Below are 17,560 nucleotides of genomic sequence, written 5' to 3' on the forward strand. Positions count from 1 at the left end.
CATATGCATAAAATTGTTTTTGTGGAAGACGATCCTGAAGTCGGCAAACTGATCGCCGCCTATCTGGGCAAACACGACATCGAGGTGCTGATCGAACCGCGCGGCGACAGCGCGCAGGCGCGCATCGAGCGCGAGCAACCCGATTTGGTGCTGTTGGACATCATGCTGCCCGGCAAAGACGGCATGACGCTGTGCCGCGATCTGCGCCCCACCTTCCCCGGCCCGATCGTGCTGCTCACCTCGCTCGACAGCGACATGAACCATATCCTGTCGCTGGAGATGGGCGCCAACGACTATATCCTGAAAACCACGCCGCCGGCGGTGTTGCTGGCGCGCCTGCGTTTGCACCTGCGCCAACACAGCCAGCAGCCGAAAGAAGAGTCGGTTCAGCCGCTCACCCAGCACAACGCGCTGCATTTCGGGCTGTTGTGCATCGATCCGGTCAACCGGCAGGTCACGCTGGGCGAAGAAACCGTCACCCTGTCCACCTCGGATTTCGATTTGCTGTGGGAACTGGCGACCCACGCCGGGCAGATCATGGATCGCGAGGCGCTGCTGCAAAACCTGCGCGGCGTGAGCTATGACGGTATGGACCGCAGCATCGACGTGGCGATCTCCCGCCTGCGCCGCAAGCTGTACGACAATGCGCTGGAGCCGTTCCGTATCAAGACCGTGCGCAATAAAGGTTATCTGTTCGCCCCTAACGCCTGGGCATCGGTGCAACAATGAGAAAACTTTTCGTCCAGTTCTTCCTGTTGCTGTTCGTCTGTTTTCTGGTGATGGCGATGCTGGTCGGCCTGGTGTACAAAGTGACCGCCGAGCGCGCCGGTCGCCAGTCGATGGACGACCTGATGAAAAGTTCGCTGTATCTGATGCGCAGCGAGCTGCGCGAAATCCCGCTGAAGGACTGGAACAAGACCATCGCCACGCTGGATCTCAACCTGTCGTTCAAGCTGCATATCGAGCCGCTCGGCAAACAGGAGCTGAGCGAGGATCTGAAAAAACGGCTGCGGCTGGGGGAAATCATCGCCCTCGACGATCAGTACACCTTTATGCAGCGCATTCCGCGCAGCCACTACGTGTTGGTGGTCGGCCCCATTCCTTATCTGTTCTATCTGCATCAGATGCGCCTGCTGGATCTGGTGTTGCTGGTGTTTATCGGCATGTCGCTGGCGCTGCCGGTGTTTCTGTGGATGCGGCCGCACTGGCAAGACCTGCTCAAGCTGGAAAACGCCGCCCAGCGGCTCGGCGCCGGGCATCTGGATGAACGTACCCACTTCGATCCCACCTCCAGCCTGAGCCGGCTCGGCGTGGCGTTCAACCAGATGGCCGACAACGTCAACACCCTGATCGCCAGCAAGAAACAGCTGATCGACGGCATCGCCCACGAGCTGCGCACGCCGCTGGTGCGCCTGCGTTACCGGCTCGAAATGAGCGATAACCTGTCCGAAAGCGAGCAGCAGGCGCTGAACCGCGATATCGGCCAGCTGGAGTCGCTGATCGACGAGCTGCTGACCTATGCCCGTCTGGACCGTCCGCAGGTTGCGTTAAACATTGAACCCATCGATCTGCCAAAGTGGCTCGAGGACAAGGTCGATGATATCCGTCTTATTCATCAGGAACGCGACATCCAGCTCGATATCCCGCACGTCGGCGACTTCGGCGGCGTCGATCTGCGCCTGATGGAGCGCGTGCTCGACAACCTGGTCAACAACGCGCTGCGCTATTCCGAACAGCGTCTGCGCGTGGGGCTGTGGTTTGACGGCGACCTCGCCTGCCTGCAGGTCGAGGATGACGGGCCGGGTATCCCGCCGGAAGAGCGCGAACGGGTGTTTGAACCTTTCGTCCGTCTCGACCCCAGCCGCGATCGCGCTACCGGCGGCTGCGGATTGGGGCTGGCCATCGTCCATTCCATCGCCGTCGCCTACCAGGGACAGGTGTTCGTCGAAGGCAGTTCGCTCGGCGGCGCCAGCTTCCGTTTCTGCTGGCCGGTGAAGCCGACATTCAGTTTAAAAGCCGATCTGGCGTAATACCGCCGGACCTTCTCATTGGAGCCGAATAATAATGACATCTGCACATTCCAACACGTCTGCTTACGATCACCTGCGCGCCCTGTTCAGCCGGCTGTCGCGTTTCGGCCACCTGTCCGCCATCGCCGGTTGGGACATGCAAACCATGATGCCGCCTGGCGGCAGCAAGGCGCGCTCCGAAGCGCTGGCCGAGCTGAGCGTGCTGCAGCACCAGATTTTAACGGCACAAAGCACCGGCGAACTGTTGGATCGCGCACAGCAAGAGACGCTGGACGAACTCGATCGCGCCAACCTGCGCGAAATGCGCCGCCAATATGAAGACGCCGTGCTGCTGCCGGCGTCGCTGGTCGAAGCCAAGTCGCTCGCCGGCGCGCGCTGTGAACACGCCTGGCGCGCCCAGCGCCCGGCCAACGATTGGGACGGCTTCGTCGAGAACCTGCGCGAGGTGGTCAAGCTCAGTCGGGAAGAGGCGCAGATCCGCGCACAGGCGGCCGGCACCAGCCGTTACGACGCCCTGCTCAACCTGTATGAACCGGGCATGCGCAGCAGCGATCTCGACCGCATCTTCGGCGATCTGAAAACCTGGCTGCCGGATCTGCTGCAGCGCGTGGTGGCCAAACAGGCCAATGAGCCTTGCCAGACGCCGCAGGGCCCGTTCAATGTGGACACCCAGCGCCAGCTGAGCCTCAGCGTGATGAAACTGCTCGGTTTCAACTTCGACAACGGCCGCGTCGACGTCAGCGCCCACCCGTTCTGCGGCGGCGTGCCGGAAGATGTGCGCATCACCACCCGTTACAACGAGAAAGAGTTTTTGACCGCGCTGCTCGGCATCGTGCATGAAACCGGCCACGCCCGCTACGAGCAGAACCTGCCGCGCGATCTACTCGGCCAGCCGGTCGCCCTGGCCCGTTCCACCGCTATCCACGAATCGCAGAGCCTGCTGTTCGAAATGCAGCTGGCGCGCGGCAATGAATTTCTGAAAATCTTGCGTCCGCTGGTTACCGCGCAGTTTGGCGAACAGCCGGCGCTGGAAGAAGCCAACTTCATTCGCCTCAACCAGCGCGTTAAACCGGGCCTGATCCGCGTCGACGCCGACGAGGTGAGCTATCCTGCCCACGTCATCCTGCGCTACGAAATTGAAAAAGCGCTGATCGAAGGCGATATCGAAGTGGAAGACATTCCGGCGCTGTGGAATGAGAAGATGCATGCTTACCTCGGCCTCGACACCATTGGCAACTACCGCAACGGCTGCATGCAGGATATTCACTGGACCGACGGCGCTTTCGGCTACTTCCCGACGTACACGCTCGGCGCGATGTACGCCGCGCAGCTGTTCCACAGCGTGCGTCAGGCCCTGCCTTCTCTCGGCGAGGACATCGCCGCCAGCAACCTGCAGCCGCTGTTCCACTGGCTACAGCACAACATCTGGCGCCACGGCAGCCGTTTCCCGACCGAGACGCTGATCGCCAACGCAACCGGCGAAGCGCTCAACCCACGCTATTTCCGTCAGCATTTGGAAAACCGCTACCTGTAATCTCCGCTGGCGCGGCCCTGCCGCGCCCTTTTCCCGCCTGCAAGACCGGATAATGCTTCATAACGCACGTTCTGTGCCGACATCGCCTTGGCTACAGAGTGGCGGGTGGCCTCCCTCCATTTGTATGTTGTAACTAAAATAGCAAAAAATGCCGGCGTTCCGGCCTCTCATCCCAGCGCATGACGGGCGATCATCGCCGCCAGCTGCGGCCTCAAAGGGGCCGGCAGGTCATGCCCCATGCCCGGCATAATATGTAATCTGGCGTTGGCGACCGCGCGGGCGATCGCCACCCCGCCCGCCTTGCGCACCAGCCGATCGCGATCGCCGTGAATGACCAGCGTCGGCGCGGCAATGCGCCGGCTGTAGCGACGCAGGTCGCCGCTGCCGAGCAACGCGGAAAGTTGCCGCTGCATGCCTTCCGGATCCACGCCCCGCTTTAACAGCCGATGCACCAACGCATCCAGCTCCGCCTCCTCCGGCGGGTAAAACCGGGTGCCGAGCGCGCGCAGGAAGGCTTTCATCCCCTCGCGGCGCTGCTGCAGCGTCAGATCGGCCGCAGGCCGGCGCACCAACAGCCACAGCAGCGAAGGTGCCGGCGGCGGCAACAGCGGTTGATTGGTGCTGGAGAACAAGATGCACAACGAGGCGACGCGCTGCGGATAGTCGGCGGCCAGCACCTGCGCGATCATGCCACCCATCGAGGCGCCCAAGACGTGGGCCTGTGGGATACGCAGGTGATCGAGCAGATGCGTCGCGTCCGCCGCCATGTCCGCCAGGGTATAAGGCACCGGCGTTTGCCAACCGAGCTGGGCGCGCAGCATCAGCAGCCACAACGGTTGCGTGCGTTGCGCCTGCGTTTTGCCGGAAAGGCCAACGTCGCGGTTGTCATAACGGATCACCCGAAATCCCTTGGCCACCAGGGCGCGGCAGAAATCGTCAGGCCACAGCAGCAGCTGTGCACCGATGCCCATGATGAGCAGCAGCGGCGGGTGCGCCTCATCGCCCCAGTCCTCATAGGCCAGCGGCACCTCGCCCTGTTCAGTCACGCCACAGCGAATCGTTATCTCTTTCATTTTAAATCCCTTTTATCGCGCCTGGCGGTCATTATAGCAGCAATCCCCCTTGCCGCCGCCGCCCTGTACATTAGGTTACAAGCCGAAACCAATCACTCACGGAAAGCCGGGCGCCGTTTGCCTACTATCATCTCAACGGCCCCGCAGTGGGGTTGATACCCAAAAGTCATGTTGAGGATTCTGCGATGAAAAAAGTATTAGCTCTGGTTGTTGCCGCTGCAATGGGTCTGTCTTCCGTGGCTTTCGCTGCCGAGGCTGCCACCACCGCACCTGCGGCTACCGCAACCACCGCCACCGCTGCGCCGGCTAAAGCTCAGGTGAAACACCACGGCAAGAAAGCCCCGGTTCAGAAAGCTCAGGCGGCCAAAAAGCATCACAAAAAAGCCGGTAAGAAAGCCCCGGCTCAAAAAGCCCAGGCGGCTAAAAAGCACCACAAGAAAGCCAGCCACAAAAAAGCGTAATGACGTGAGGGTCCCCTCACCGCTTCAGGCTTGACGTGTACGACACCCGGTTCGCCGGGTGTTTTTTCATCGGGGGGTTCTCATTGATGCTGCGCCGCTACCTGTTCGAGATCGTTCTGACCGCCCTGATCCTTTGTGGACTGATCGCCGTCTTTTTTTACCTGTAGCCTGCCGCGTCGCCGGCGGGAAATTATTGAAAAATCAATTATTGCCCATCCACATGGCTGCTAAATCAGTCTATAGTTAGCATTCAGTGTGTTTATGGATGATCCGTATTTGTCAGGCAAGAGATCTATGCGCATATCCGTTTTACTGTTGCTGTGCTCACTCCCGCTCATCGCTGCTCAGGCGGCACGCGCCGACGGCCCGTCCAAGGCCGAGCAAACGCGCCTGTTTTTCGGCAAAGATGAACGAATCAAGGTCACGGATACCGCCGCCCAGCCGTGGCAGGCCATCGGCCAGGTCGAAACCGCCAGCGGCAATCTGTGCACCGCCACGCTGATCTCCCCGCACCTGGCGTTGACCGCCGGCCACTGCGTGCTGGCGCCGCCCGGACAACTGGATAAAGCCATCGCGCTACGCTTCGTGGCAGGCGATAAATCCTGGCAGTATCAAACCGGCAATATCGAGACACTGGTCGACAGCAAACTGGGCAAAAAGCTGAAGCCGGACGGTGATGGCTGGATCGTGCCGCCCGCCGCCGCCGCCTATGACTTTGCGCTGATCCGTCTGAAAGACAAAAAGCCGCTGCCGATCGCACCGTTGCCGCTGTGGCAAGGCGACAGCAAGGCGCTGACCCAGGCCCTGAAACAGGCCAAACGGCTGATTACTCAGGCGGGTTACCCGGAAGACCATCTGGATGACCTTTACAGCCACCAAAACTGCAAGGTGACCGGCTGGGCCCAGCAAGGCGTACTGTCGCACCAATGTGATACCCTGCCCGGCGACAGCGGTTCACCGCTGCTGTTGAAAACCGCCGACGGCTGGCAGCTGATCGCCATCCAAAGTTCGGCGCCGGCGGCGAAAGATCGCTATCGCGCCGATAACCGCGCCCTGGCGGTGCCCGGCATCCGCGAAGCGCTGGACGCCCTGGCCGCAGGCAAGTAATCCTCTCTCAGCGGCGCATTATGCGCCGTTGTGCTTTTCAGCCCCCTTGCATATAGCGCCGCGGCGTGGTGCCGGTGAACTGACGGAAAAAGGCGATAAACGCGCTGTCGCTGGAAAACCCCAACCGCTGCGCCACCGCGCTGACCGACGGCAACGTCGCCAGCAGTTCGATCGCGCGCATCAACCGCCACTGCTGGCACCACTGCTGATAGCTCAGGCCGGTTTCCCGCACAAACAGCCGCGTCAACGTTTTGGCGTGCAGATTCAAGCGCTGCGCCAACGCCGCCAACCCCGGCAACTCGTCACTCTCCGGCAGCGTGGCCAGCCAGGCGGCAAGACGCCTATCCTGCGGCAGCCGCAGCTGGGTATTCTCGCGCTGCGCCTCGCTCAGCTCATTGATCAGCACCGCCAGCAAATCGCGCGCCTGGGGCTGCGCCAACGCAGAGTCCAGCGGCCAGTGCGCGATGCGCTCGACGATCGCCGCCAGCAGCGGGTTCACCGCCAGCACCGCAGCCTGTGGCGGCATTGCGGTGGTCAGCGCCGGATCGAAATACAGCGAGCGATACGCGACGCGGCCGCGCAGCTGCACCCGATGCGCAATGCCGCCCGGTATCCAGACGCCGCGCGTCGGCGGCAGAATCAGCCACTGCTGCGCCAACGTGACCGTCATGCACCCCTGCGGCGCATACAGCAGCTGCGAGCGCTGATGCCAATGCAGCCCGGAGTCGTGCTCCGCCAGTTCGGCCGCAATGCCGAGCACCGGTGCCGGCAGCCGATCCGGGTCGAACGGGTGATGCTGTTGAATCAGCGCCATCAGATTGTCCTATATCCGTTGTTTTTTGTCCTAATGATTGTAATCGAACAAAGCGTCGCTCCCTATACTGGCCGCATTAACTTTTAGGGAGAATGTGCATCATGCAACGCTTATCTTTACCGCTGCTCGTCACCGCCATCATGACGCCGCAGATCCTGGAAACGCTGTACAGCCCGGCGCTTACCGCCATCCGCAGCGATTTCGGCATCAGCGCCGCGCAGGCCGGGCAGACGTTATCCATCTATTTCTTCGCCTTCGCCCTCGGCGTCGCCTTTTGGGGAGCCTTCTGCGATCGGTTCGGCCGCCGTCCGGCGATGCTGGCCGGCCTGGCGCTCTATTTGGTCGGCGCCGGCATCGCGCTGCTGAGCGGCAGCTTCACGCTGTTGCTGGTCGCCCGTGCGCTGATCGCCTTCGGTGCCGCGGTCGGTTCAATCGTCACGCAAACCATGCTGCGTGACGTCTATCAAGGCCCGGCGCTGGGGCGCATGTTCGCGCTGGTCGGCATCGCGCTTTCCATCAGCCCGCTGCTGGGAATGTTTGCCGGCGGCGCGCTGGTCGCCTGGGGCGGCAGCGCGGCGATCTTCATCGCACAGGCGGCCTGGGCGCTGGCGCTGCTGCTGTGGAGCTACGGCACATTGCCGGAAACGCAGCAGCGGCAGACCGCAACGGCCGCCGCACCGGGCATTGCCCTGACGACGATGCTGCGCGATCGGCATATCTGGTGTTCGGCACTGCTGGTCGCCAGCTTCAATATCATGGTGTTCAGCTACTTCAGCCTGGCGCCGTTCATGTTCGAAAGGCTTGGGTTGAGTAGCCAGCAGTTTGGCTACTCGGGCGTGATGCTGGCGCTGGGCAGCCTGGCGGGAGCGCTGTTGAACCGCCACCTGCTAGCGCGCGGCGTCAGCGCCAAGCGTCAGATCCTGCTGGGCGGGTTGCTGGCGATGGCCAGCGGCGTGGCATTGTTCTGGTGGCAACACAGCCTCTGGATGCTGCTTCCCTGCGCGCTGGTGATGCTGGCGTTCGGGTTGGCTATCCCGAATGTGCTGAGCCAGGCGCTGACCCGCTACCGGGAGCAACTCGGCACCGCCGGCGCGTTATTCGGGCTGCTGTACTATCTGCTGATCGGCCTGGGGTTGACGATCGCGGCACGCGGGCAGGATTTGGCCGCCACGCTGCTGCTGTGCGGCCTGTTGAGCCTGTGGTGTGTCGGCCGCTTGCCGGCCGGCGCATCTGAGCTTAGCCCGAAAGCTGCTCGATAGTTTGCAAAATACGCTTGTCGGAGATCGGGTAAGGCGTGCCCAATTGCTGCGCGAACAGGCTGACGCGCAGCTCTTCGATCATCCAGCGCACCGCTTTTACCTCTTCCTCCTGCTGTCGCTTCGGCGGCAGCTTGTTCAGCCACTGCTGCCACGCCAGCTGCACCTGCTCCACCCGCAACATCTGCGCGCGATCGCGATGCGGATCGATAGCCAGTTTTTCCAACCGACGCTCGATCGCCTGCAGGTAACGCAGCGTGTCCGGCAGGCGTTTCCAGCCGTTGCCGGTCACGAAACCGCGGTAGACCAACCCGCCGAGCTGGGTCTTGATGTCCGACAGCGCCAGCGCCAACGACATGTCCACCCGGCCTTTCAGCCGTTTGTTGATGTTGAAGACCGCCGTCAAGATCTGCTCAACCTGCTTGGCCACCTCGACGACCGTGTCGTTCAGCTCGGCGCGGATCTGCTCCTGCAGGCGGGCAAAGCCTTCCTCTTGCCAGACCGGGCCGCCGTGTTCGGCGATCAGCTTGTCGATGCCACACGAAATGCAGTCGTCGATCAGCTCCAGCACCTTACCGTACGGGTTGAAATAGAGCCCCAGCTTGGCCTTGTTCGGCAGCTTTTCATGCAGGTATTTGATCGGCGAAGGAATATTCAGCAACAGCAGGCGGCGCGTGCCCTGCCACATCGCCTGTTGCTGCTCGCTTTCGCTGTCGAACAGGCGGATCGCCACGCTGTCCTTTTCATCCACCAGCGCCGGGTAAGCCTTCATCGAATAGCCGCCGCGCTTCTGCTCGTAAAACGCCGGCAGTTGGCCAAAGCTCCAGACATGCAGATTGCTCTGCTCCAGCCCGTCGTCGGCCACCGCCGACAGCGTCTCCTGCACCTTCTCTTTCAGCTGCAGGCGCAACGCGGCCAGGTCTTTGCCTTCGCGCAGCGTCTGGTTTTTCTCGCCCACCACGCGGAAGGTCATCTTCAGGTGATCGGGCACCTGATCCCACTGCCAATCATCACGTGACACGGTCACGCCGGTCATGCGGCGCAGCTCGCGCTCCAGCGCGTCCAGCAGCGGCAATTCCAGCGCAGTGACGCGGCCAAGGAACGCCTCGGCGTAGTTCGGTGCCGGCACGAAGTTGCGGCGCACCGGCTTCGGCAGCGATTTGATCAGCGCAATCACCAGCTCGCGGCGGATGCCGGGGATCTGCCATTCGAAGCCCTGCTCCTCCACCTGGTTGAGGATTGGCAACGGAATGTGCACCGTCACGCCGTCGGCGTCGGTGCCCGGCTCGAACTGGTAGCTCAGCCGCAGCTTGAGGTTGCCCTGATGCCAGAAATTCGGGTAGTCGAGCGCGCTGATCTTGTTGGCGCCGTCCTTGATCAGCATCTCTTTTTCGAAGTTCAGCAGGTCCGGCTGCTGTTTGGCCGCGTTCTTCCACCAGCTGTCGAAATGACGGCCGGAAACCACGTCGTTGGGGATGCGGCGATCGTAGAAGCCGAACAGCGTTTCGTCGTCTACCAAAATGTCGCGGCGGCGCGATTTATGCTCCAGCTCTTCCACTTCGGCGCGGAGCTTTTGGTTTTCGCGGAAGAAGGCGTGGCGCGTCTGCCAGTCGCCCTCCACCAGCGCATGGCGGATAAACAGCTCGCGGCACAGCAGCGGATCGATGGCGCCGTAATTGACCTGGCGCGCCGCGACGATCGGCAGACCGAACAGCGTGACCTTTTCGCTGGCCATCACCGCCCCCTGCGATTTCGACCAGTGCGGCTCGCTGTAGCTGTGTTTCACCAGGTGCTGAGCCAGCGGCTCAATCCATTCCGGTTCAATGCGCGCGGCGATGCGCCCCCACAGGCGGCTGGTTTCCACCAGTTCGGCCACCATGGTCCACTTCGGCGGCTTCTTGAACAGGCCGGAGCCGGGGAAGATCGAGAAACGGGCGTTGCGCGCGCCGGTAAATTCCTGCTTGTCCGCATCCTTCTGGCCAATGTGCGACAGCAAGCCGGTCAGCAACGCGGTGTGCACGCTGCGATAGTCGGAAGGCGTGCTGTTGATCGGCAGCCCCAGCTCTTTCGCCACCTGGCGCAGCTGGGTATAGATATCCTGCCACTCGCGCACCCGCAGGTAGTTGAGGAAATCGTTGCGGCACAGCCGGCGGAACTGGCTGGAAGAGTTCGCTTTTTGCTGCTCCTGCAGATAATCCCACAGGTTGACGAACGCCAGGAAGTCCGAGTCTTTATCGGCAAAGCGGCGGTGTTTTTCATCCGAGGCCTGCTGCTTGTCCATCGGGCGCTCACGCGGATCCTGAATCGACAGCGCGGCGGTGATGATCATTACCTCGCGTACGCTGCCGCTCTTCTGCGCCTCCAGCACCATGCGCGCCAAACGCGGGTCGATAGGCAACTGCGCCAGCTGGCGGCCCTGCGGCGTCAGCTGATAGTGGCCGTTATCGGCGGTGGCGATCGCCCCCAGCTCTTCCAGCAGGCGCACGCCATCCTGAATATTACGCTTGTCCGGCGCCTCGACGAACGGAAACGCGGCGATGTCGCCCAGCCCCAGCGAGGTCATCTGCAGAATGACCGACGCCAGGTTGGTGCGCAGAATTTCCGGATCGGTAAACGCCGGCCGCGAGAGGAAATCCTGCTCGGAGTACAGACGGATGCACACCCCTTCCGATACGCGACCGCAGCGCCCTTTACGCTGGTTGGCGGAGGCCTGCGACACCGGTTCGATCGGCAAGCGCTGCACCTTGGTGCGGAAACTGTAGCGGCTGATGCGCGCGGTGCCCGGATCGATGACGTACTTGATGCCCGGCACCGTCAGCGAGGTTTCCGCCACGTTGGTGGCCAGCACGATGCGCCGGCCGTGGTGCGACTGGAATACCCGGTTCTGCTCGCTGTTCGACAGGCGCGCATACAGCGGCAGCACCTCGGTATGCGGCAGATTGAGGCGGTTCAGGGCGTCGGCGGTATCGCGGATCTCGCGCTCGCCGCTCATGAAGATCAGAATGTCGCCCGGCCCTTCGCGCCCAAGCTCGTCCACCGCATCGAAAATCGCCTGCAGCTGGTCGCGATCGGTATCGTCGCCGTCGTCGACCACCGGGCGGTAGCGTACCTCCACCGGGTAGGTGCGGCCGGAAACCTCGATGATCGGCGCATTGTTGAAATGGCGCGAGAAGCGCTGCGGATCGATGGTCGCCGAAGTGATAATCACCTTGAGATCCGGGCGCTTCGGCAACAGTTCGCGCAGGTAGCCGAGAATAAAGTCGATGTTGAGGCTGCGTTCGTGCGCTTCATCGATGATCAGCGTGTCGTACTGCATCAGCAGGCGGTCCTGCTGAATTTCCGCCAGCAAGATACCGTCGGTCATCAGCTTGACCAGAGTATTTTCCCCCACCTGATCGTTGAAGCGCACCTTGTAGCCGACGCTGCCGCCGAGCGGGGTTTCCAGCTCGTCGGCGATGCGGTTGGCAACGGTGCGCGCCGCCAGGCGGCGCGGCTGGGTATGGCCGATCAGCCCTTTCACCCCGCGTCCCAGTTCCAGACAGATCTTCGGCAGCTGGGTGGTTTTCCCCGAGCCGGTTTCCCCGGCGACGATCACCACCTGGTGATCGCGAATGGCGTTTAAAATGTCCTGCTTTTTTTGGCTGACCGGCAGGCTTTCCGGATAGGTAATGCGCGGGCAAGACGCGGCGCGCGCCTGCACTTTTTGCCGCGCCGCCGCGATGTCGCTTTCTACTTCGGCGGCAACCGCCAGCTGGGCATCGGGATTTTTGATTTTTCGTGCGCCCTGCAGGCGACGACGCAGGCGTTGTTGATCGCGGAGCATCAGCTCACCCAGTTGGGCCGGCAGTGCCTCGAGCGGAGATTTCACGTTCGGTGTTCCTTGTTTCTTCGCCGCCAAGGCAGGCTTAGCAACGGTTTGGTGTTTTTTTAGCGATTTTTTTACTTTAGCCGCACAGCCTATCACAAACGGCTTTCTCCCCCTACTTCCGCGAGTAAAGCGTCGCCATGTCATTCAATAAAATCGAACGAAGATCTCGAAATATTGCGCTATCACTGTTGGGGGAATGTGAATAGCATGTACTTCATGCAAGGGACGCTGAGTCCTGATGTCACTGTCACAACGTAAGGAATTATCGATGAGCAAAGTATTGGTTCTGAAATCAAGCATCCTGGCGACCTACTCTCAGTCTAACCAACTGGCCGATTTCTTCGTAGAGCAATGGAGCAACGCCCACAGCGGCGACACCATCACCGTACGCGATCTGGCCGCGCAGCCAATCCCGGTGCTGGATGGTGAGCTGGTCGGCGCGCTGCGTCCTTCCGATGCTCCGTTGACCCCGCGTCAACAAGAAGCGCTGGCCCTGTCGGACGAGCTGATCGCCGAGCTGCAGGCCAATGACGTCATCGTGATTGCCGCGCCGATGTACAACTTTAACATCCCGACCCAGCTGAAAAACTATTTCGATCTGGTTGCCCGCGCCGGCGTAACCTTCCGCTACACCGAAAACGGTCCGGAAGGCCTGGTGAAAAACAAACGCGCCGTGATCCTGACCAGCCGCGGCGGCATCCACAAAGGCACTCCAACCGACCTGGTAGAACCTTACCTGCGTCTGTTCTTGGGCTTCATCGGCATCACCGATGTGGAGTTCGTCTTCGCGGAAGGCATCGCCTACGGCCCGGAAGTGGCGACCAAAGCCCAGGAAGACGCCAAGGCGGCCCTGTCTCAGGTGGTTGCTGCCTAAGACCCTGCGCAGGGGCGCCACGCCCCTGCCGGACAAGACGCACGTCCTGTCAAACCTGCACTACCCTCATAATAATCATCTATCCGTATCTCTTGGCGCGCCAGACGGCGCGCTTTTTTTTATTTCTGCAGCCACTGGCCGTTGATGCCGCGCACATACTCACCGCTCTGCGCCCGCGTCACTAGCTTCTGCCCGGCCATGCGCGCCACTTCGTCAACGGCGATGTGGTTGCCGTCCGCCACTTCCTGATACTTCTCGGCGCGGCCGGCGTTGATGCGCTTCACCAGCGCCAGCGTTTCCGCGTCCTGCTTCACCGGCGCAATGTAGCCGCTCAGGGTTTCGCCTACCCGCCCTTGCTGCTTCGCCTCATCCAGCGTCAGCGCCATCACCACGCCGCTGAACAACCAGGCGGCGCCGGCCAGCCACAAATAACGTTTTTTCATGTCGGCTCCTAGAACAGACCGCTTTGGGTTTTCAGCAGGTTCTCGACGTCCTTATCCACCTTGATATGAATTTCATGCTCGATCTTGACGTTCATATTGATGGTGATCGGATCCTTCGGCGTCGCCACCTCGATGCGCGGCACGCAGCCGCTCAGCAGCGAAACGCACAGCAGCGCTGCCAGCGCCGGCACACTCATGATTTTCATTGTTGTTCCCCAGGTTGTGAGAGGGCCTGCTCCAGCCACTCCTGTAAATTGTCGCCGAAGCGCAAACTGCGCCACAGCTGAAACACATTTTCCTGATGGCGATAGTTCAGGATCACCTCGCGCTTGGCGCTCTTCTGCGGGTTGATGCCGTCGATGCGCGCGCTCAGCGTCAGCTCGCCCAGGTTATCGAGATCGACCCGGGCGTGCGAACGGTTGATTTCCATATAGCGCAGCCAGTCGATCGCCGCGCCGGTCGCCAGGTTGTTGCTGCCGATGGCGTCGGCCATGTCTTTGTCCAGCCGCAGCGTCAGCGTGCCGGCGTTGGCGATCCAGCCGTTCTGCACCAGCCATTTCGGGTGGTTCAGGAACAGCGGCAGCTCGCCGTCGACGCGGCCGGACATGGCGAACTGCTTCGGTTTCAGGGCGGTGAACAGCGCGCTGAGATCGACCTTGTCCAGCTTCAGCACCGCGGCGTCATGCTGCGGCAACCGCAGCGCCGACAGGCTGATATGCCCGTTGAGCATGTCCACGCCGACGTTGCTCAACGTCAGCGGCTGCCTTTCGCTGTAGGGATAAGTGCCCTGCAGATCGGCGGAAATGTTCTGCATCTCGAACAGGTTGGTGAAGGACTTGATGCGCAGCGATACCGGCTGTTTGGCACCCAGCAGCCACTGATGCTGCTTGAACCGGTACGACAGGATGAAATCCAGACCGCTCATTTCGCCGTCCTTTAGCCACATGCCGCCGTTTTTCACCACCCAGTGGCCGCCGGCTTCGAAGCCCTGCTCGCGGGCGGCGGAAAACGCCGACTGCGCATAAAACTCGCCGTCGCGCAGCGTGAGATTGAGATCCGGCGCGAGCAGCGGCTGGAAGACCTTCAGCGACTGTTTCGGCCACCAGCCTTCGCCCCGCAGGCGTTCGCCGTCCCAGCGGCCGCGCAGCGCGATCGGCCCGATCTGCTGCGCCTGCAGTTTGCCTTGCAGCTGGAAACTGTCCGGCGAACGGCCGTTCAGCTGCAGCGCCAGCACCGGCGCCGGCAGATGGCCGCCGTCGCTGAAGCTGACCTTATCCGCCGCCAGCTGCAGCTCGCCGTTGAACTGCGGGTTTTGTTCATCGCGCCGCCAGCGCAGCGGTTGGTTGAGGCTCAGGCGCGGCGCGGCGACCGTCACCAGACCGTACTTTAATTTGTCGAAGCCGGTGGAGAGTTTGTCGAGCACCAGCTCGCTGTCCTGCCAGCGGCCGCTGCCGGCAACGTCCCAGGCGGCCTGCAGCGGCGGCAACCGGCCATTGCCCCAGTAGCGCCACTGCCAGTCACCCTTGTCCGGCCAGAAATCCTGCGCCTGGCCGTCCAGGTGCAGCTTGAAACGCCCCCAATAACTGTCGCTGGCGCTCAAAATCGCCTGCAGGCGGCCGGTGATACCGGCGGCGGTCACCTTCACGCCCGCCAGCGGTAAACGCGCCTCCTCCAGCTTCATTTCCGGCGTCACCTTGCCCCACAGGCGCAGGAGCGACCCCGGCTGCAGCACCAGCGTCGGATTAAGAATGCTGCCGCCAATCACGCCCGGGATCGACGCGGTGGTGGAGAAATCGGCCAGATTGGCCTGGCCGGTCAGTTGGAAGCGCAGATCGCTGTCGGTCAACCCTACCTTGCCCGGCCCGAGGGTGAGCACCGCATTGCCCTTGCCGTTGTGGCCGGCGGTGATCACGTTCAGCCGCGCGCTGATCTCCGTTTCATCCCACCCTTTGCTCCAGTCGTGCAGCGCGATGTTCAGGCCGCCGCTCAACGGCTGCCCGCTGTACGGCCAACGCCACTCGCCCTGCTTGATGCTGAGCCGCTGCGGCGCGACTTCCCACGGCAACACCGCCAGCGGGCGATCGTCGCCTTTTTCGCTCACCGTCAACACGCCCTGCTGCTGTTGCCAGCGCATGTCCAGCAACACCGGCTTTTCCAGATAGGCGGTCTGCATTTCCCCCTGCAACGCCCCCTGCGTCGGCAGGCTGGCCAAATCCAGCGGAATGGTTATCTTGCCGGCGAGGTGTAGCGGTTGCGCGCTGTTGGGCGGGACAATGGTCAGACTTTGCAACGTCAGCTGCTGTTTTTCATCCAGCTGCGCCTCGGCGCTGAGATTCGGCCCCTGATAATGCAGGCGTTGCCCGTCAGGGCCGGAGGAAAGCTGCAGCTTGCCGGCATAGCGCTGCCAGGGAATGAGCGTCAGGTCACTAAGGGTGAGATCCAGCGACGGCAGCTCCCGCTGCAGCTGATCGAGCGCCAGCGGCGCGCTGTTGGCGTCGCCGCCCGGCAGTTTTGACAAACAGGCGCTGTCGACGCTGACCTTATCGCTCGACAGCTGCCAGCGGCCCTGGTGATAAGCAAGCCGCGTCGGCCCGACGTTGGCCAGCAGGCAATCTTGCGCGGTGAAACGCGCCCCCGCCAACGCCAGGCCGCCCTGGCGCCAGTGCAAATTGCCCTGCAATTCCAGCCGGCTCCCCGCCGGTAACCAATGCGATAGCACTCCCGGCAGCCAGCGCGGCAGGGTTTGCCACAACGCCAACACCAGAATTGCACAGCCCGCCACCGTCCCTATGAATACTTTCAATCGCCTGGTCATTAAATGATTGCTTGTTCCTGAGTTAGGCATTCGTTAAGTCTATGCCTGAATTGACAATAATGATGGCACGAATTTGACATAGGGTGAAGCTGAGTGCGGTTCCAGAAGCGATTTGCACCTTTTTGGCGCAAACGTGTGCGGGGTTGTAGATTTTCGTTACATATACATCACATAAATAGGACAGTTTTCAGACTTTTGTTATTGTCGTTACCGTTGATGATTAATAGTCTTGCAACCATTCTAATAAAAGTTTAGCTGCTAGCTAACTGTGTACTAGAGAAGCCATTCCCCACACCCCCGTGGGGATTTTTTTGCCGCTAATTTCAAATCACGGCCTCAATAAAAGCCTGAACTATGCGGCTGTCGCTCGCTTTACGCCAGATAGCATAAATATCGCTGCGCATTTCATTACCGCACTCGATATACGCAACCTCCCGCTGTCGCGCCAGGCTTTCAGGGACAAACGCATACCCCAACCCCGCGGTGACGCAGGCGAATATCACGTCGTAGCATTCCACCTCCAGCAGCGCGGCGGGGATGATTTGCTGCTTCTGCAGCCAGGCGTCCACCAGATGGCGATAGTGGCATTGCCGCGAATAAACATAGAGATCGCTTCTTGCCAACAAAGTTGGCTGATACGCCCCGCCAATGAAGACCAAACGCTCCTGAAAAGCACGCCGGCTCTGCAGCTGCGGATGTTCTATCGGCCCATCTGAAAACACCACGTCCAGAGTTCCTTTTTGCAATTGAAACTCCAGATCCAGCGAATAGCCCTGCACCACGCTCAACTGAACGCGGCGGTTCTGCGCACGGTAATGCGCCAACTTTTGCGGCAGATGATGACTCAAGGCGATATCAAGCGCGCCAAGCTTCAGTTCGCCCTGCACCGGATCCTGTTCAAGCTGCGCTCGCGCCCGCTCTTCGATAGCCAAAAAGCGCTTGGCCTTATGGTAAAGCGCTCGGCCTTCCGGCGTGAGCGACAACCGATTGCGCTCACGATCAAATAGCGTAACGCCACACGCCGTTTCCAACTCTTTTAATTTCTTGGTCACGTTAGAGGGCACGCAAAACAACCTCTCCGCCGCTGCCGTGAGACTCTCCGACTCAACCACCATGCAAAAGGTGGCTAACTGGGCACGTTTAAACATATCAAACCTTCACCAAAAGTGAATGATTAACGAACTTTATTTCACTTTTAGTCAGCCATCAAGTCCGTAAAATCCTCGCTGTCAGCACAACGCTGCCCCCTGGAAATTCCAGTTTCATTATCGACCGAGGAAATAAA

Annotated in this window: 15 protein-coding genes; 8 read left to right on the forward strand and 7 right to left on the reverse strand. The window is 61.2% G+C overall.

Annotation, left to right across the window (positions count from 1 at the left end):
- Nucleotides 1-3: 3 nt before the first annotated feature.
- From rstA to QOL81_RS01300, 3 genes are read left to right on the forward strand one after another with little or no spacing between them, the layout of a single operon-like run.
- Nucleotides 4-729 carry a two-component system response regulator RstA gene (gene rstA / locus QOL81_RS01290; protein WP_049198289.1) on the forward strand — a complete coding sequence of 242 codons (726 nt, stop codon included), beginning with the start codon at nt 4-6 and terminating at the stop codon, nt 727-729.
- Nucleotides 726-2,030: a two-component system sensor histidine kinase RstB gene (gene rstB, locus QOL81_RS01295; RefSeq protein WP_019452643.1), complete on the forward strand. Its 1,305-nt coding sequence runs from the start codon at nt 726-728 to the stop codon at nt 2,028-2,030. Before rstA ends, rstB begins: the two co-directional genes overlap by 4 nt.
- Nucleotides 2,031-2,064: 34 nt before the next feature.
- Nucleotides 2,065-3,564, forward strand: coding sequence for a carboxypeptidase M32 (locus QOL81_RS01300; protein WP_283439588.1), 1,500 nt, complete (start codon nt 2,065-2,067; stop codon nt 3,562-3,564).
- A 167-nt stretch (nt 3,565-3,731) separates the two neighbouring features.
- On the opposite strand, the gene QOL81_RS01305 is transcribed toward QOL81_RS01300, so the two are convergent.
- Complete coding sequence (locus QOL81_RS01305) at nt 3,732-4,637, reverse strand: alpha/beta fold hydrolase (protein WP_159318073.1); 906 nt, start codon at nt 4,635-4,637, stop codon at nt 3,732-3,734.
- A 185-nt stretch (nt 4,638-4,822) separates the two neighbouring features.
- Here QOL81_RS01305 and asr point away from each other — a divergent pair, with 185 nt between their 5' ends.
- From asr to QOL81_RS01315, 3 genes are all read left to right on the forward strand, one after another.
- Nucleotides 4,823-5,098 (forward strand): acid resistance repetitive basic protein Asr, encoded by a 276-nt coding sequence (asr, locus tag QOL81_RS01310; protein WP_025302975.1) that lies wholly within the window; start codon nt 4,823-4,825, stop codon nt 5,096-5,098.
- 86 nt (nt 5,099-5,184) lie between these two features.
- Nucleotides 5,185-5,265, forward strand: coding sequence for a small membrane protein YdgU (gene ydgU, locus QOL81_RS25775; RefSeq protein ID WP_455677416.1), 81 nt, complete (start codon nt 5,185-5,187; stop codon nt 5,263-5,265).
- 127 nt (nt 5,266-5,392) lie between these two features.
- A complete protein-coding gene (locus QOL81_RS01315) occupies nt 5,393-6,205 on the forward strand; it encodes a trypsin-like serine peptidase (protein WP_049198285.1) in 813 nt (270 codons plus the stop codon).
- Nucleotides 6,206-6,242: 37 nt separating this feature from the next.
- Here the strand turns inward: QOL81_RS01315 and QOL81_RS01320 are convergent, their stop codons facing one another.
- Entirely contained in the window at nt 6,243-7,019 is a 777-nt protein-coding gene (locus QOL81_RS01320; protein WP_087762738.1) for an AraC family transcriptional regulator, read from the reverse strand.
- A gap of 101 nt (nt 7,020-7,120) precedes the next feature.
- On the opposite strand from QOL81_RS01320, the gene QOL81_RS01325 reads away from it, so the two are divergent.
- Nucleotides 7,121-8,278 carry an MFS transporter gene (locus QOL81_RS01325; RefSeq protein WP_169318462.1) on the forward strand — a complete coding sequence of 386 codons (1,158 nt, stop codon included), beginning with the start codon at nt 7,121-7,123 and terminating at the stop codon, nt 8,276-8,278.
- Here the strand turns inward: QOL81_RS01325 and hrpA are convergent.
- Nucleotides 8,256-12,143: an ATP-dependent RNA helicase HrpA gene (gene hrpA / locus QOL81_RS01330; protein ID WP_072265384.1), complete on the reverse strand. Its 3,888-nt coding sequence runs from the start codon at nt 12,141-12,143 to the stop codon at nt 8,256-8,258. The genes QOL81_RS01325 and hrpA overlap by 23 nt on opposite strands.
- Before the next feature lie 268 nt (nt 12,144-12,411).
- Between hrpA and azoR the strand changes: the two genes are divergently transcribed.
- Entirely contained in the window at nt 12,412-13,017 is a 606-nt protein-coding gene (azoR, locus tag QOL81_RS01335; RefSeq protein WP_019452650.1) for an FMN-dependent NADH-azoreductase, read from the forward strand.
- Nucleotides 13,018-13,136: 119 nt separating this feature from the next.
- Here azoR and QOL81_RS01340 read toward each other — a convergent pair whose 3' ends face one another.
- The 4 genes from QOL81_RS01340 to QOL81_RS01355 form a co-directional block, all read right to left on the reverse strand.
- Complete coding sequence (locus tag QOL81_RS01340) at nt 13,137-13,460, reverse strand: YdbL family probable chaperone protein (protein ID WP_060418625.1); 324 nt, start codon at nt 13,458-13,460, stop codon at nt 13,137-13,139.
- A gap of 8 nt (nt 13,461-13,468) precedes the next feature.
- Entirely contained in the window at nt 13,469-13,666 is a 198-nt protein-coding gene (locus tag QOL81_RS01345) for a YnbE family lipoprotein (RefSeq protein WP_060418622.1), read from the reverse strand.
- Nucleotides 13,663-16,275, reverse strand: coding sequence for a YdbH family protein (locus QOL81_RS01350; protein WP_060418618.1), 2,613 nt, complete (start codon nt 16,273-16,275; stop codon nt 13,663-13,665). The genes QOL81_RS01345 and QOL81_RS01350 overlap by 4 nt, the downstream gene beginning before the upstream one ends.
- 323 nt (nt 16,276-16,598) lie before the next feature.
- Nucleotides 16,599-17,423, reverse strand: coding sequence for a LysR family transcriptional regulator (locus QOL81_RS01355; protein WP_141959350.1), 825 nt, complete (start codon nt 17,421-17,423; stop codon nt 16,599-16,601).
- Nucleotides 17,424-17,560 lie beyond the last annotated feature (137 nt).

It is taken from the genome of Serratia sp. CC22-02 (assembly GCF_900182895.1).
Lineage (GTDB): Bacteria > Pseudomonadota > Gammaproteobacteria > Enterobacterales > Enterobacteriaceae > Serratia > Serratia nevei.

Excerpts from the sequence above, each read along its gene's own strand:
- ydgU (WP_455677416.1), top strand. The coding sequence starts at position 5,185 with ATGCTGCGCCGCTACCTGTTCGAGATCGTTCTGACCGCCCTGATCCTT.
- QOL81_RS01305 (WP_159318073.1), bottom strand. The coding sequence starts at position 4,637 with ATGAAAGAGATAACGATTCGCTGTGGCGTGACTGAACAGGGCGAGGTG.
- QOL81_RS01320 (WP_087762738.1), bottom strand. The coding sequence starts at position 7,019 with ATGGCGCTGATTCAACAGCATCACCCGTTCGACCCGGATCGGCTGCCG.
- QOL81_RS01315 (WP_049198285.1), top strand. The coding sequence starts at position 5,393 with ATGCGCATATCCGTTTTACTGTTGCTGTGCTCACTCCCGCTCATCGCT.
- QOL81_RS01350 (WP_060418618.1), bottom strand. The coding sequence starts at position 16,275 with ATGACCAGGCGATTGAAAGTATTCATAGGGACGGTGGCGGGCTGTGCA.
- rstB (WP_019452643.1), top strand. The coding sequence starts at position 726 with ATGAGAAAACTTTTCGTCCAGTTCTTCCTGTTGCTGTTCGTCTGTTTT.
- azoR (WP_019452650.1), top strand. The coding sequence starts at position 12,412 with ATGAGCAAAGTATTGGTTCTGAAATCAAGCATCCTGGCGACCTACTCT.
- QOL81_RS01355 (WP_141959350.1), bottom strand. The coding sequence starts at position 17,423 with ATGTTTAAACGTGCCCAGTTAGCCACCTTTTGCATGGTGGTTGAGTCG.
- QOL81_RS01300 (WP_283439588.1), top strand. The coding sequence starts at position 2,065 with ATGACATCTGCACATTCCAACACGTCTGCTTACGATCACCTGCGCGCC.
- QOL81_RS01325 (WP_169318462.1), top strand. The coding sequence starts at position 7,121 with ATGCAACGCTTATCTTTACCGCTGCTCGTCACCGCCATCATGACGCCG.
- QOL81_RS01345 (WP_060418622.1), bottom strand. The coding sequence starts at position 13,666 with ATGAAAATCATGAGTGTGCCGGCGCTGGCAGCGCTGCTGTGCGTTTCG.
- QOL81_RS01340 (WP_060418625.1), bottom strand. The coding sequence starts at position 13,460 with ATGAAAAAACGTTATTTGTGGCTGGCCGGCGCCGCCTGGTTGTTCAGC.
- rstA (WP_049198289.1), top strand. The coding sequence starts at position 4 with ATGCATAAAATTGTTTTTGTGGAAGACGATCCTGAAGTCGGCAAACTG.
- asr (WP_025302975.1), top strand. The coding sequence starts at position 4,823 with ATGAAAAAAGTATTAGCTCTGGTTGTTGCCGCTGCAATGGGTCTGTCT.